The organism is Streptomyces sp. NPDC092952 (assembly GCF_044754785.1).
In the GTDB taxonomy this organism is placed as follows: Bacteria; Actinomycetota; Actinomycetes; order Streptomycetales; family Streptomycetaceae; genus Streptomyces.
The window spans coordinates 842,204-855,497 of the sequence record NZ_JBIVPT010000001.1 but is presented as its reverse complement, the minus strand read 5'-3'; the positions used below and the strand labels follow the sequence as shown (position 1 = coordinate 855,497).

The 13,294-nt window shown below is 72.1% G+C and carries 15 protein-coding genes; 6 read left to right on the top strand and 9 right to left on the bottom strand.

Translation table 11 applies throughout. The features are described 5' to 3' along the window. Positions 1 to 191 precede the first annotated feature (191 nt). From ACIQGQ_RS03960 to ACIQGQ_RS03945, 4 genes are all read left to right on the top strand, one after another. Positions 192 to 815 (top strand): cysteine hydrolase family protein, encoded by a 624-nt coding sequence (locus tag ACIQGQ_RS03960; RefSeq protein WP_402390252.1) that lies wholly within the window; start codon positions 192 to 194, stop codon positions 813 to 815. Positions 816 to 957: 142 nt separating this feature from the next. After that, entirely contained in the window at positions 958 to 1,602 is a 645-nt protein-coding gene (locus tag ACIQGQ_RS03955; protein WP_402390249.1) for a hypothetical protein, read from the top strand. Between the two features lie 436 nt (positions 1,603 to 2,038). Beyond that, a complete protein-coding gene (locus ACIQGQ_RS03950) occupies positions 2,039 to 2,629 on the top strand; it encodes a TetR/AcrR family transcriptional regulator (protein ID WP_402390323.1) in 591 nt (196 codons plus the stop codon). A gap of 60 nt (positions 2,630 to 2,689) precedes the next feature. Next, positions 2,690 to 3,331 carry a helix-turn-helix domain-containing protein gene (locus ACIQGQ_RS03945; protein ID WP_402390246.1) on the top strand — a complete coding sequence of 214 codons (642 nt, stop codon included), beginning with the start codon at positions 2,690 to 2,692 and terminating at the stop codon, positions 3,329 to 3,331. Between the two features lie 12 nt (positions 3,332 to 3,343). Here the strand turns inward: ACIQGQ_RS03945 and ACIQGQ_RS03940 are convergent, their stop codons facing one another. After that, positions 3,344 to 4,030 carry a GDSL-type esterase/lipase family protein gene (locus tag ACIQGQ_RS03940; RefSeq protein WP_402390245.1) on the bottom strand — a complete coding sequence of 229 codons (687 nt, stop codon included), beginning with the start codon at positions 4,028 to 4,030 and terminating at the stop codon, positions 3,344 to 3,346. Positions 4,031 to 4,088: 58 nt separating this feature from the next. Between ACIQGQ_RS03940 and ACIQGQ_RS03935 the strand changes: the two genes are divergently transcribed. Further along, entirely contained in the window at positions 4,089 to 5,084 is a 996-nt protein-coding gene (locus ACIQGQ_RS03935) for a WD40 repeat domain-containing protein (RefSeq protein ID WP_402390243.1), read from the top strand. A 126-nt stretch (positions 5,085 to 5,210) separates the two neighbouring features. Then, on the top strand, positions 5,211 to 5,621 hold the full coding sequence (locus ACIQGQ_RS03930; protein ID WP_402390241.1) for a DUF4259 domain-containing protein: 411 nt from the start codon (positions 5,211 to 5,213) through the stop codon (positions 5,619 to 5,621). Between the two features lie 57 nt (positions 5,622 to 5,678). Here ACIQGQ_RS03930 and ACIQGQ_RS03925 read toward each other — a convergent pair whose 3' ends face one another. The 8 genes from ACIQGQ_RS03925 to ACIQGQ_RS03890 form a co-directional block, all read right to left on the bottom strand. Then, on the bottom strand, positions 5,679 to 6,290 hold the full coding sequence (locus ACIQGQ_RS03925; RefSeq protein WP_402390239.1) for a Uma2 family endonuclease: 612 nt from the start codon (positions 6,288 to 6,290) through the stop codon (positions 5,679 to 5,681). Positions 6,291 to 6,438: 148 nt separating this feature from the next. Then, entirely contained in the window at positions 6,439 to 7,557 is a 1,119-nt protein-coding gene (gene serC / locus ACIQGQ_RS03920; RefSeq protein ID WP_402390236.1) for a phosphoserine transaminase, read from the bottom strand. 96 nt (positions 7,558 to 7,653) lie between these two features. Then, entirely contained in the window at positions 7,654 to 8,862 is a 1,209-nt protein-coding gene (locus ACIQGQ_RS03915) for a cytochrome P450 (protein WP_402390233.1), read from the bottom strand. Next, on the bottom strand, positions 8,859 to 10,157 hold the full coding sequence (locus tag ACIQGQ_RS03910) for a cytochrome P450 (RefSeq protein WP_402390230.1): 1,299 nt from the start codon (positions 10,155 to 10,157) through the stop codon (positions 8,859 to 8,861). Before ACIQGQ_RS03910 ends, ACIQGQ_RS03915 begins: the two co-directional genes overlap by 4 nt. Further along, complete coding sequence (locus ACIQGQ_RS03905; RefSeq protein WP_402390227.1) at positions 10,154 to 10,816, bottom strand: GTP-binding protein; 663 nt, start codon at positions 10,814 to 10,816, stop codon at positions 10,154 to 10,156. Before ACIQGQ_RS03905 ends, ACIQGQ_RS03910 begins: the two co-directional genes overlap by 4 nt. Beyond that, entirely contained in the window at positions 10,797 to 11,168 is a 372-nt protein-coding gene (locus ACIQGQ_RS03900; RefSeq protein WP_352275841.1) for a DUF742 domain-containing protein, read from the bottom strand. The genes ACIQGQ_RS03905 and ACIQGQ_RS03900 overlap by 20 nt, the downstream gene beginning before the upstream one ends. Then, entirely contained in the window at positions 11,165 to 11,596 is a 432-nt protein-coding gene (locus ACIQGQ_RS03895) for a roadblock/LC7 domain-containing protein (protein ID WP_352275842.1), read from the bottom strand. The genes ACIQGQ_RS03900 and ACIQGQ_RS03895 overlap by 4 nt, the downstream gene beginning before the upstream one ends. Beyond that, positions 11,593 to 13,179, bottom strand: coding sequence for an ATP-binding protein (locus tag ACIQGQ_RS03890; protein WP_402390223.1), 1,587 nt, complete (start codon positions 13,177 to 13,179; stop codon positions 11,593 to 11,595). The genes ACIQGQ_RS03895 and ACIQGQ_RS03890 overlap by 4 nt, the downstream gene beginning before the upstream one ends. Positions 13,180 to 13,294 lie beyond the last annotated feature (115 nt).

The window sequence follows — 13,294 nt, the reverse complement described above, 5'->3', positions numbered from 1 at the left end:
CTTCGACGACAGCGTCGTCAGAACCTGCGACCCCATGTCGAACTTCATCCAGTCCCCCTGCCAACCCGATCGACAACCGATCAAACAAACGTCCCGACCATCCCTATCAATCCAGCCACGACCGAAGCAATCGGGTACCGGAGGCTGTGGACAGGCTGTGACATGTGATCCCGCGCAGACATGATGACGGTATGACCGACCATGTGACCCATTCGTTGCCTGCCGCCCCTCCCGTGTACCCGGCATCTCCCGTGCACGCGCTGATCGTTGTGGATGTGCAGAGGGACGCGGTGGAAGGGGACCGGGCGGTGCCCGACGCGGCGAGGCTCGTCGACCGGACGGCGGAGCTGATCGCCCGGGCCCGTGCGGGCGGCGCGCTCGTCGTCCACGTACAGAACGACGGGCAGCCCGGGGCCGGGGACGAGCCGGGCACGCCCGGGTGGGCGCTGCACCACGCCGTGACGGCGTCGGCCACGGAGCACGCGATCCGCAAGACCCGGGACGACAGCTTCCACGGAACGCCCCTGCGCGGCCTGTTGACGGACGCCGGGGTGCGGGCGCTCGCCGTGTGCGGGGTGATGTCCGAGATGTGCGTGCAGGCCACCGCCCGTACGGCGTTGGAGCTGGGGTACCGGGTCGTCATGCCGCACGACGCCCACGCCACGCACGACATCCCGGCCGCGCCGGGGATCAGCGGAGTGGTTCCGGCCGCCGCGGTCTCACGGGTCGCGGAGTGGGCCCTCGGCAGCGATCTGGAGGTCGTGCCGCATGCCGCGGACGTCTCCTTCACCGCTCCGGACGCCCCGGCCGGTTGATTCCGGAACCACGGGAACCGCGCCCCACGCTTATGCCGTCCTTACGCCCGCGCCACCCGCGCGGCCCGTGCGCCGGTGCCCGATCCGGCGCCGTCCCCAGTGCCGCGCGGACCGCGCCACACCCGAGGAGTTGAGGAGCAGCATGAGAGTGAACGGCAGCACGCGCCCCCACGGCGGCAGCCGGTCCGGTACTGATTCCGCACCGCGCCGCCGCTCCCGTACGGCTCTGCTGAACGGTTCGAAGGCAGTGCTGGCGGTCGCGCTCGTCCTGGGCGCGGCCAGCGCCTGCGACAAGGGGACGAGCGACGGGACGCATGCGGCCAAGGACTGGAAGGTCGGCGACTGCGCCGGTCCGGACAGCAGCGCGAAGGACGCCTACCAGCCGCTGGACTGCGGCGACTCCAAGGCGACCATCAAGGCCCTGGAGGTCAAGGACGGAGCGGTCTTCGCCGACTCCATCCAGTGCCCGGCCGGTACGGACGAGATCATCTCGGTGAAGGTCTCCTTCGGTTCCGGCGACGCCAAGGGCGGCATCCCCAGCAAGACCATCTGCGGCCGCAACCTGTCCGGCGAACACCCCGGTGACGCCGGTGCGGGCGGCGGCCAGCTGGTGAAGGGCGACTGCGTGACCGATCAGGCCAAGGAAGTGCCCTGCGCCGACGGCGGCGGGAGCAAGGTCCTCGACCTGACGAAGAAGGCGGAGGACTGCCCGTCCGGCAGCACACCGCTGGAACTGTTCCCGAGCCCGGGACGCCCGTACGACGCGATCTGCACCGGCAAGGCCTGACCGGCCGGAACACAGCACCCCCGGACGCGCCGCAGGGCGGGTCCGGGGGTGCTGTGCACCCGGGCGCGGTGCCGGCGGTCCGTGCCCGGCGCCCGGCACGCCGCGCGGGCGGTCCACCGGGCGCCGGGCAGCGACGCGGGGGCGTGAAGGCGCAGGCTGCGCGCCCCCCTGGCGGGTGTTTCTTCGGGCGTCCGGGAGCCAAGGAGGCCCCGGAAGTGATGGAGTGCCAGAGCGCCGCGTGGAACTCCACACCGACAACGGTTCAACACGTCATCGGACATGGCTGGAAGCCACCCCGCGCGCACCGGAACCACGCGTGGCGAACCCACCACCGGCCGGGCGGAGCGGGGAGAGTGGGGGCAGCGGTACGGACGACGAAGGAGGACCGATGACGGGTGTCGTGGCGAGCCGGCGGAACGGGGCGGTCGGGCAGTCCATGGAGCTCCTGGGAGCCAGGGACCGACTGTTGCGTGCGGGGCGGGAGTTGTTCGGCGCGTACGGATACGCGTGTACGAGTGTCGAGGACCTGTGCGCCCGCGCGAAGGTGCCGGTCCACGTCTTTCAGCAGGAGTTCCTCTCCCGGGAGGTCCTGTTGATGGCGTTGTACGACGAGGTGGCGACGCTCGGGCTGCGCGCGGCCGAGAACGCCCTGATGGCGGAGGGCATGGAGGACTGCTCCACGGCGGTGCGGTGCCGGCTGCTCTTCGAGGCGTACGTGAAGGCGGTGACGGAGGACCCGTGCGCGGCGCGGGTGGCCTTCGTCGAGGTGCTCGGGGTCAGTTACGAGGTGGACAACCACCTGACGACCTGGCGGACGATGTGGCTGGAGTTCCTGACCTCGGAGGCCGAGCGTGCGGTGCGCCGGGGCGAGGCGGTGGAGAGCGACCACCAGGTGACCGTCACGGTGCTGACCCACGCGGTGGACGAGCTGATGGCCCACCATGGCCGCCGCCCCCGCCAGGTGGACGCAGAGTGGCTGACGGACGAGCTGACCCGGCTCTCGCTCTCCATGATCCTCTCGACCTGAGATGCGCGGGGCCGGGGCCCGGACCGCGCCGGTTCGTCGGACGGGCCGAATAATGGACGCATGGCAGAAGGCGCGGAGCACCCGGACCACCCGGAACGAGCGGAACAATCGGGAGACGACGAGATCACGTCGGTCCTGACCGGTGTCGGTCCGCGCCTGCGTGTGCTGCGGCGGCAGCGCGGTACGACCCTCGCCCAGCTCAGCGAGACGACCGGGATCTCCCTCAGCACCCTCTCGCGCCTGGAGTCGGGCGGCCGCAAGCCCACCCTCGAACTGCTCCTCCCGCTGGCCAAGGCGTACGGGGTGCAGCTCGACGAGCTGGTCGGCGCCCCCGCCACCGGGGATCCGCGCATCCACTTCCGCCCCTTCACCCGCGACGGCATGACCTTCGTCCCGCTCACCCGGCACCTCGGCGGCCTTCAGGCGTACAAGCAGATCCTGCCCGGCGGCCGGGGCGCCACCGGGCCGCTGGAACAGCGGGTGCACGAGGGGTACGAGTGGCTGTACGTCCTGGCGGGGCGGCTGCGGCTGTTGCTGGGGGAGCACGATCTGGTGCTCACGGCGGGCGAGGTCGCCGAGTTCGACACGCGCACACCGCACGCCTGGGCCAGCGCCGGGCCGGAACCGGTCGAGTTCCTCAGCCTCTTCGGCCAGCAGGGCGAACGGATGCACGTACGGGCCCGGCCCGCCACGGAGCGGTGAGCACCCACCCGGTCAGGGGCGCGGTACGTACGGGCCGCCCAGGCCCCACGCCTGGTGCATCGCGTCGGCGAAGGCGCCCGCCAGCGCGTGCTCGCCACTGGGACCGGGGTGCGTGCCGTCGTACGTGTCCTCGTGGATGTCGTAGCCCGGCGGGCGGGAGGCCAGCAGCACCGGGGACGACGGCTCGTCGAGATCGGCCACGGCCTTCGCCAGCAGCTCGTTGAACCGGCCGCACTCGGCGGCGAACGGGACGTCCGACTCGGCCCGGATGTTCGGGATCACCGGCAGCAGGACCATCCTGACGTGCGGATTCGCGGTGCGCGCCGCCGTGATGAACGCCCGTGCGTTCTCCGCGGTCTGCCCGCTGTCGGTGTAGAACCCGAGGTCTATCAGGCCGAGCGAGACGAGCAGCACGTCGCTGCGGTAAGCGGTCACCACGTCCGCGATCACCGGGGCCATGTGCAGCCAGCCCTCGCCCCATCCGGCCAGGTGGGCGCGGGCCCCGGCGGGGAAGTCCGGCGCGCCGTACGCGTCCGAGACGGGGGCGCCCGCCTCGGTGTCGTACAGCTCGGTACGCGGGCCGACGATCGAGAACGGGCCGTCGAACGTGGCGTCGAGGTGCTGCCACATCCGGTAGCGCCAGGTGAAGTCGCCGCTCCGGCCTATCGTCATCGAATCGCCGACCGGCGTGAATCTCATGGCCTCATCATCGTGGATCGTTCCCACGGGCTGCGACGTGACGATGGACACTTGTCCCATGCCTTCGTACCTGACCGTGCTGCCAGCCGCCGCGCTGCTCCTCCTCGCCGGGGCGGCCCCGGCCGCGGCGGAGGGCGGGGCCGACCGGACCTTCACCATCGAGGACCCGCGGATCACCGAGTCCAGCGGCCTCGCCGCCAGCCGCACCCACCCGGGCATCTACTGGACGCACAACGACAGCGACGACGGCCCGTACGTCTACGCCGTCGACTCCCGGACCGGGCGGACGGTGGCGACCATCACCATGAAGGGCGTCGGCAGCCCCCGCGACGTGGAGGCGATCTCGCTGGGCCCGGACGGCAACCTGTACGTCGGCGACATCGGCGACAACCTGAACGGAAGCTGGGACCACGTCTGGATCTACCGCTTTCCGGAACCGAAGCGGCTGAAGGACGCGACGGTCACCGCCACCCAGTTCGACGTGAAGTACGCCGACGGCCCGCGCAACGCCGAGGCGCTGATGGTCCACCCGAAGACCGGGCGGGTCTACATCGCGTCGAAGAACGAGGGCGGCGGCGGGCTGTACGAGGGCCCGGCGGAGCTGACCACCTCCGCCACCAACGTCTTCCGGCGGGTGGGCGAGGTGCCGTGGGTGACGGACGGGGCGTTCTCCCCGGACGGCAAGGAGCTGGTGCTGCGCTCCTATTTCAGCGCCCGCGCCTACGCCTTCGAGAACGGCAGGCTCGGCGCCGACCGCGCGGTCCAGGGCCCGCTCCAGCGGCAGGCGGAGTCCGTCACGTTCACGCCGGACGGCTCGGCGCTGATGTTCGGCTCGGAGGGGAAACGGAGCGAGGTGGTGCGGGTGGACGTCGACCGGGACGGCGGCGGGAAGTCCCCGTCCGGGAGCGGCGGTTCCTCGGCCCCGCCCGGCGGTTCCGGTTCCGGGGCCGAGGGGGCCACCGGCGGCGGCAAGGGCCTCGGCACGACCGGCACGCTGCTGCTCCTGGGGGCGGCCGTCCTGGTCTTCCTGGGCGTGCGGCGGAAGAAGGGCTGAGGCGCGGGGCATTGTCAGTGGTGGCTGCCAGAGTGAGGGACGTACGCACCGAATGGGCGTACGCACCGTGGACGGGTGCCCTGGGGCACCCGTGTGCGTGCACGACCTGCGCGAAGGGCAGTTCAGATGGGTACGTGGGACACCGGCCATTTCGACAGCGACAGCGCCGCGGACTTCTCCGGCCAGGTGGACGACACGCCGTGGGCGGAGCGGGAGACGGTCGTCCGCGAGGCGCTGGCCTTCGCGGCCGGGGCGTCGGAGTACCTGGACAGTGACGAGGGGGCGGTCGCGGTCGCGGCGGCCGCGCTGGTCGCCGCCCAGTGCCCGGGCGGCACGGCGGTGACCACCCCGTACGGTCCCAAGGAGCCGCTGCCGGTCTTCGCCCCGGAGCTGCGCTCCCTGGCGGTGCGGGCGCTCGACGCGGTGCTGGGGGAGGACTCGGAGCTGCGCGAGCTGTGGGACGAGTCGGGGGACAAGGCGTGGGCCGCGGGCATAGCCCGGCTGAAGGAGATCCTGACGGCGGCCCCCGCCGGCTGACGGGGGCGGGCCGCAGCGGCCGGTTCGGCCGGATACGGGGGCGGCCGAACCGGATGATCAGGTGCGGGGGCGGCCCGCCCTGACCAGCGCGTCGACGTCGAGCGTCACGGGGGCGCCGAGGGAGTCGGGCAGCTCGGCCGTCTGCCCCGGGGCGTACACCTGGTGGCTGTCGTAGCCGCCGCCCATGGGCTCGGTCAGGACGTGCACCCGGCCGTGCTTGCGGTCGACGATCACATAGACCGGGATCTTGGCCTCGGAGTACGCCGCGACCTTGTTGCGCAGGTCGTTGTTGTAGTTGCTGGAGGTCACCTCCAGCACGAGGCGGAAGACGGCGGGGTCGTAGCAGTTGTTCTCGATCAGGTGCTCGTCGAAGTCGGCGTCGACGAGTGCCAGGTCCGGGATGGCGTAGTCCTCGGGGCCACCGGGGAGCCACAGGCCGATTCCTTGGAGGACCTTGGTTTCCTCGCCGTGGAGACCTGCGGCCAGGAAGGGCACCATGATCGTGGTCAGTGCGTTGGCATGCGGTCCGTCCGGGGGTGAGGCCACGGTGATGACGCCTCCGATGATCTCGACGCGGGAACCCGGGTTCTGCTCCGCGAGCCTGTTGGCCAGCGTGAGCTGTGACTCCGGCTCACCGTCACAGGGGTGCTCGACTGCTGCTGCAGACACTGCGGGCCTCCTGAAGGGGTGTGGTCGAGGACATCATCGTAGGACGGTTCGGGCGTTCGGGGGCGGATGCGCGTGCGCCACTCGACCGGGTGAACGACGACGGGCCCCGCGCGTCGGCGCGGGGCCCGTCACCGGACGCATGGTCCGGTTACAGCTTCTCGATCACGTAGTCGATGCAGGCGGTCAGGGCCTCGACGTCCGCCGGGTCGATCGCCGGGAACATCGCCACGCGCAGCTGGTTGCGGCCCAGCTTGCGGTAGGGCTCGGTGTCGACGATGCCGTTGGCGCGCAGCGCCTTGGCGACGGCGGCGGCGTCGACCTCGTCCGCGAAGTCGATCGTGCCGATGACCTGCGAGCGCTTCGCCGGGTCGGTGACGAACGGGGTCGCGTACTTGGACTCCTCGGCCCAGCCGTACAGGCCCCGCGCCGAGGTGGCGGTGCGGCGGACCGCGAAGTCCAGGCCGCCCTGGCTGTTCATCCAGTTCAGCTGCTCGTTGAGCAGGAAGAGCGTGGCCAGGGCGGGGGTGTTGTACGTCTGGTTCTTCAGGGAGTTGTCGATCGCGGTGGGCAGCGAGAAGAACTCCGGGACGTGCCGGCCCGAGGCGTGGACGCGTGCGGCGCGTTCCAGGGCGGCCGGGGAGAAGACGCCGATCCACAGGCCGCCGTCGGAGGCGAAGGACTTCTGCGGGGCGAAGTAGTAGACGTCCGTCTCGGTGATGTCGACGGGCAGGCCGCCCGCGCCGGAGGTGGCGTCCACCAGGACCAGGGCGCCCTCGTCGGCGCCCTCGACACGCTGGATGGGAGCGGCGACGCCGGTGGAGGTCTCGTTGTGGGTGAGCGCGTAGACGTCGACGCCCGCCTCGGCCTGCGGATCCGGGTGGGTGCCCGGCTCGGAGGCGATCACGGTCGGGTCGGCGAGCCACGGGGCGAGCTTGGCGGCCTTCGCGAACTTCGACGAGAACTCGCCGAAGTTGAGGTGCTGGGACCTGGTCTCGATGAGCCCGTGCGTCGCGACGTCCCAGAAGGCGGTGGAGCCGCCGTTGCCCAGGATCACCTCGTAGCCCTCGGGGAGGGAGAAGAGGTCGCGTACGCCCTGGCGCACCGAGCCGACCAGGTTCTTCACCGGGGCCTGGCGGTGCGACGTACCGAGGAGGGACGTGCCGGTGGCGGCCAGCGCGTCGAGCGCCTCCGTGCGCACCTTGGAGGGACCGGCGCCGAAGCGTCCGTCGGCGGGCTTGATGTCAGCGGGAATCTGGATATCGGCCACGAACCGGAGCGTAGTGCCTCACGGACACGGTGGAGCACCGTGTCCGTGAGATGAGATGCGCGCTCCGGCCCGTGGACGGTGGTCCGGCGGCCCGGATCAGCCCAGCGTGACCGGCAGGTCGTACAGGTCGTTCTGGGTGACGATCGGCTTGTTCCGCAGTTCGGAGGCGGGTACGGCCAGCTCCAGCCCGGGGAACCGCTCGTACAGCGCGGGCAGCGCCACGCCGGCCTCCAGCCGGGAGAGCGCCGCACCCGGACAGACGTGCGGGCCGTGCCCGAACGCGATGTGGCGGTTGGGGGAGCGGGTGACGTCGAACTCGGCGGCGTTCGGGCCGTGCTGCGACTCGTCGCGGCCGAGCGCGCCGAAGGAGACGATCAGGGCCTCGCCCTTCGGCAGGACCTTCTCGCCGACCTGGACGTCCTCGGTGGCGAACCGGATCAGGACGTGCGAGGTGGGGGAGGACCAGCGCAGGGTCTCCTCGATCACGTTCTCCCACGGCACCTCGCCGCTCAGCACCCGCTCGCGCTGCTCGGGGTGGGTCTGGAGGGCGACGACCGCGTTCACGACCAGGCTGATCGTGGTCTCGTGACCGGCCGCGATGATCAGCTGGAGGGTGTTGACGATCTCCTCGTCGGTGAGCTGGTCACCGTCCTCGGAGGCGGCGATCAGGGCGCTGGTGAGGTCGTCGCCCGGGTTGTTCCGCTTGCCCTCGACGATCTTCGTGAAGTGCGCGCCGAGGTCCGCCATCATCTGCGGGACCTCCTCCGGCGGGGTCTGCGTCGAGAAGAACTTCTCGAACAGCTCCTTGAGCCGGGGGTGGTCGGCCTTGTCGACGCCCATCAGCTCGCTGATGACGTTCATCGGCAGCGGGTAGGCGAACTCGGCCTTCAGGTCGACCGGCTCGTCCGTGGGCAGGGCGGCCAGCCGGTCCAGGCTCGCGGTGGTCAGGGCCTCGATGCCCTCGCGCAGCCGCTCCACCCGCTTCACCGTGAGCGCCTGCGCGACCAGGGTGCGCAGCCGGCGGTGGTCCGCGCCGTCGACGGTCAGCATGGAGCGGCCCGGGTTGGCGAGGCCGATCAGCGGCCAGTCGAGGGGTATCTCGCCGCGCTGCCAGGCGTTCCAGACGTTGATGTCCTTCACGATCCGGCTGTCGGTGAGCAACTGGCGGGCCTCGGCGTGGTGGGTGACCGCGTAGCAGTTCACCCCGCCGGGCAGCTCCACCTCGGCGAGCGGGCCGGCGGCCCGCAGCCGGGCGCTCTCGCCGTCGAGGTCGGTGACGAAGGGGTCGAGGGCGATGCGGGTCATCTCTGGCCTCCGGGTTCGGTGTGGTCTCCCGCGGCCGGTCCCGTGACGGGACCAAGGGCGAGGGTGGGTGTGAAGGTCAACGGCAGGTCGGTCAGGCCCCGCAGCCACGGGGACGGGCGCCGGGTGAGCGCGTCGGCCGGGACGGCGAGGTCGATGTCCGGGAGCCGGTCGAGCAGGACCTCGATGCCGGTACGGGCGATGACCTCGGCGGTCTCCTGGGCCGGGAACGGGCAGCGGTGCTCGCCGTGGCCGAAGGAGAGGAAGGCGTTGTTGCCGCCGGTCATCGTGGAGCCGTCGGTGCGGATCTGCGGGTCGTAGTTGGCGGCGGCGATGCCCAGGAGGAGCATGTCGCCGGTCCTGATGTGGCGTCCGCCGAGGTGGGTGTCGCGGGAGGCCCAGCGGCCCGCGACGTTCTGGGTCGGGGTGTCCTCCCACAGGACCTCGTTCATGGCCTCGGCGACGCTGTGCCGGCCGCCCGAGAGGGAGGCGGCGAACCGGTCGTCGGTGAGCATCAGCCGCAGCGAGTTGCCGATCCAGTCGGCGGTCGGCTGGTGGCCCGCGGCCATCATGACCATCAGGTCCTGCGCGACCTCCTCGTCGGTGAAGCCGCCGCGGTCGGCGAGCATCCGGGAGGCGACGTCGTCGCCGGGCTCGGCGTGCTTGTCGGCGAGGAGCTGGAACATGGACGTGGCCAGGTGCTGCTGGCCCGCCAGGGCTCGCTCCCGTCCGTCGATCATGTCGTTGAGCGAGCCGACCAGGGCCGCGCCGAGGGTGTCGTCGAAGCCGTAGATCCGGGCGAGGACGAGGGCGGGCAGCAGCATCGCGTAGTCGGCGATGATGTCGGTGCTGCCGGTGGTGCAGAAGCGGTCGATGAGCCCGTCGGCGAAGCCCTCCGCGTACCGCTTGAGGGTGAACGGGTCGACGGCCTCCAGCGCGTTGCTGATCATCGCGGCGCGTTCGGTGTGCCGGGGGCCGACCGTGTAGAGGATCGACGGCTGCTTGCGGCCGATCATCGGCAGCAGGGGCCAGTCGTCGGGTATCCGCTCCCACTGGTTCCACAGGTCGGAGTCGCGGCTGAACAGCACCGGGTCGCCGGTGACCTGGTGCAGCTCGCGGTAGCCGAGGACCAGCCAGGCGGGCACGTCCCCGTCGAGGACGACCGGGGCCACGGCGCCGTGGTCGCGGCGCATCTCGCGGTAGAGCCGGGTGGGCTCGGTCTGGAAGCGGGGGCCGGAGAGCGGTACGCGGCCCTGGGATACGGGGCAGCCGGCGGGCGGCGCCGGGGGCTGGGTCACGGGGTGGGCTCCGGGGTCTTCTCCGGCACGGACGCCGGACGGGCGGCGGCGGACCGGGCCGGGGCCCCGCCCTTCGAGGACGTCGAGAGGGAGTGCAGGTACTCGACCAGGGTGATCAGCACGTACTTGCTGGACGAGCGGTCCCGCGCGTCGCACTCCACCAGCGGCACGTCGTCCGAGAGGGCGAGCGCCTCGCGTATCTGCTGTTCGGTGTGGAGCGGGCCGCCGAAGTCGTTGCAGGCGACGATGAACGGCGTGCCGTGGTGCTCCAGCCGGTCGATCGCGTACCAGGAGTCGGCGAGCCTGCGGGTGTCGACGAGGACGACGGCGCCGAGCGTTCCGGAGAACAGCCGGTCCCACAGGAACCAGAAGCGCTCCTGGCCGGGGGCGCCGAAGAGGTACAGCACGGACCGCTCGTCGAGCGATATTCGGCCGAAGTCGAAGGCGACCGTCGTGGACGTCTTCGAGTGCACCCCGTCGAGGCTGTCGACGGCCTCGCCCGCGCGGGTCATCGTCTCCTCCGTGTTCAGCGGACGGATCTCGCTGACGGAGCGGACCATGGTGGTCTTGCCGACCCCGAAGCCGCCGACGACGACGATCTTCAGTCCGTTGTCGGCGGTCGCCTGCAGGGCGGCACGGTCAGAGGTTGCGGAGTCCAACGAGCACCTGTTCCAGGATGTCGGGGTCGGGGAGCCGGTCCGCGACACGGGCAGTACGGGGGTGACGGGCGCTGATCCGTCCGGTGTCCAGCAGGTCGGAGAGCATGATGCGGACGATGCTGACGGGCAGTCCGAGGGCCGCGGAGATCTCCACGACCGCGGTGGGGGACTGGCACATCCGCAGGATCGTCACGTGCTCCGACTGCATGCCGGGGGACGGCTCGCACTCGGAGACCACCAGGGTCACCAGGTCGAACGCGTCCGAGTCGGACCGGCTGCGGCCACCGGTGAGGGTGTACAGCCGGTCCGGCGTGTCGTCCCGGCCGGGCCGGAGGGGGCGGGGCCGGTTCATACGGTCGCGTCGGCGTCGGCCGCGTCCGCGCGGGAGCGCGGCGGGGCGCTGAGGTGCTCGCCGAGCTGCTCGACGAGTTCGCTCATGTTGTGGCCGATGAGACCGACGTCGGAGTCCTCGGAGGCGACGACCGCGAGGTGGGCGCCGTCGCCCGCCTCGACGATGAACAGCACCCCGCCGTAGAACTCGGCCATGGCGGACCGTACGCCGCCGCTTCCGTCACCGAACTCGACGGACGCGCCGTGCGACAGGCTCTGGATACCGGCCGAGATGGCGGCCAGCTGGTCGGCCTGGTCCACGGAGAGCTCGGGGGTGCGGCACAGCTTGAGGCCGTCCCTGGACAGGACGAGGGCGTGACGAGTGCCGGGGGTGCGCTCCAGGAGCCCCTCCAGCAGCCAGTTGAGCTTCTCGTCGGTGGTGGCGGTCATCGGGTGTTGCCTTCTTCCGGGTGCGGGGAGTTGGAGCGGACGGCCCGGCGGAAGCTGCTGAAGCGGGCTGCCTGTTCCTTCGGGTCGGAGGTACGGGGCCGGGAGGCCGGGGTGCCTTCGGCGTGGGCCTGGGCGGCGCGGGCCTCGGCGGCGGCGAGGGTGCGGCCGCGGGGGCGCCGGGGCAGCCCGCTCTCGCCGAAGCGGGGGAGGCCGCCGGTGGTCTCGGACGCGGTGGCGTCGGCCGCGGCGGTTGTTTCCGGGCGGTCCAGGGCCTCGGGGGCGGGCGCGGCCTCGGTGGTCCCGGTGCTCCGCGCGGTGCCGTGGACGGGCTCCGGCTCGGCCATCGGGGCCTGGGCCTGGGCCGGTACCGGCGCCTGGGTCTGGGGCTGGGTCCGGGCGGGGAGCGCCGGGCTCGTGGCCGCCGGGGCCGGTGCGGGGGCGGCGGCCGGCACGGGGGCCGGGGTCCGGGCCAGGAGCTCCTGCGGGAGCATCATCAGGGCGCCGGTGCCGCCGCGCGCGGACGGCCGGAAGGACACGGTCAGTCCGTGCTTGCGGGCCAGCCGGCCGACGACGGCGAGGCCGAGCCGGGTGCCGGACAGTCCGGTCAGGTCCTGGTCGACGGCCGAGACGGCGCGTTCGGCGCGGCGCAGCTGCACATCGCTCATGACCAGGCCGCTGTCCTCGACGGTCAGGACGATGCCGGCCGGCACCTCCTCGACGTACACGTGGACCTCCGCCGTGGGCGGCGAGAAGTTGGCGGCGTTGTCGAGGAGCTCGGCGAGCGCGTGCATGACGCCCTCGGCGGCGTGACCGGCGACGGCGACATCGCTGGTCGAGTGGAGCCGTACGCGCTGGTACCCGCTGATCCGGCCCATGGCGCCGCGCAGGATCGACTCCATCACGATCGGCTTCGCCCAGCGCCGGCCGGAGCGGGCCCCGGTCAGTACGGCGATGGAGTCGGCGAGCCGGCCGGCCTGGGCGGTGCGGTGGTCGAGGTGGAGCAGGTCGCCCAGGACATCCTCGGCGGAGTGCCGGTGCTCCATGTCGCGCAGGTCGGCGAGCATGCTGGTGGACAGGGCCTGCATCCGGCCCGCGGCGTTGGCGCAGGCGGCGACGGCGGCGGCGCGCTCGGTCTCGCTGCGGGTGGCGCGGGCGGTGAGCCGGGCGATGTCGGCGGTGAGCCGCTTGCTCTCGGCGGCGGCCTGCGCGGTGAGCCGGGCCGTCTCGGCCTCGGCCGCGGACTTGAGCCGGGCGGTGTCGGCGGCCGCCGCGGCCTTGATACGGGCGGTCTCGGCGGTGAACCGCTGACCGTCGGCCGCGGAGGCCGAGACCAGACGGCTTATCTCACCGGTGAACCGCTGGGTCTCCGAGGCGAGCCGGGCACGCTGCCGCTTCACCTCGGCGCGGGCACGGACGGCGACGGCCACGGCGGTGGACAGCAGCACGGCGGCCCCGCCCAGACCCCAGGCGAGTTCGGTCCGCACCGAGTCGGGGGCGGCGAGGACCGCCCACAGGCACAGGGAGCCGGTGACGACCAGCGATATCAGCAGGGCCGCTGCGGTCGGCCGGGATGAGGCGCTCAATGGGGGTCCTTGGGAGCGGACGAGGAACGGGCGGAGGGTGGATGGAACGGGCGGATCGGGTATAACGGGCGGGTCGAACAGCTTACGAGGGGTCAGTCCGGTACGTCAGCCGCAA

Bases quoted from the DNA above. Each gene is read 5' to 3' on its own strand.
- ACIQGQ_RS03930 (WP_402390241.1), top strand. From the start codon at position 5,211: ATGGGTACGTGGGACACCGGCCATTTCGACAGCGACAGCGCCGCGGAC.
- ACIQGQ_RS03950 (WP_402390323.1), top strand. From the start codon at position 2,039: ATGGAGCTCCTGGGAGCCAGGGACCGACTGTTGCGTGCGGGGCGGGAG.
- ACIQGQ_RS03960 (WP_402390252.1), top strand. From the start codon at position 192: ATGACCGACCATGTGACCCATTCGTTGCCTGCCGCCCCTCCCGTGTAC.
- ACIQGQ_RS03895 (WP_352275842.1), bottom strand. From the start codon at position 11,596: ATGACCGCCACCACCGACGAGAAGCTCAACTGGCTGCTGGAGGGGCTC.
- ACIQGQ_RS03940 (WP_402390245.1), bottom strand. From the start codon at position 4,030: ATGAGATTCACGCCGGTCGGCGATTCGATGACGATAGGCCGGAGCGGC.
- ACIQGQ_RS03900 (WP_352275841.1), bottom strand. From the start codon at position 11,168: ATGAACCGGCCCCGCCCCCTCCGGCCCGGCCGGGACGACACGCCGGAC.
- ACIQGQ_RS03945 (WP_402390246.1), top strand. From the start codon at position 2,690: ATGGCAGAAGGCGCGGAGCACCCGGACCACCCGGAACGAGCGGAACAA.
- ACIQGQ_RS03935 (WP_402390243.1), top strand. From the start codon at position 4,089: ATGCCTTCGTACCTGACCGTGCTGCCAGCCGCCGCGCTGCTCCTCCTC.
- ACIQGQ_RS03955 (WP_402390249.1), top strand. From the start codon at position 958: ATGAGAGTGAACGGCAGCACGCGCCCCCACGGCGGCAGCCGGTCCGGT.
- ACIQGQ_RS03915 (WP_402390233.1), bottom strand. From the start codon at position 8,862: ATGACCCGCATCGCCCTCGACCCCTTCGTCACCGACCTCGACGGCGAG.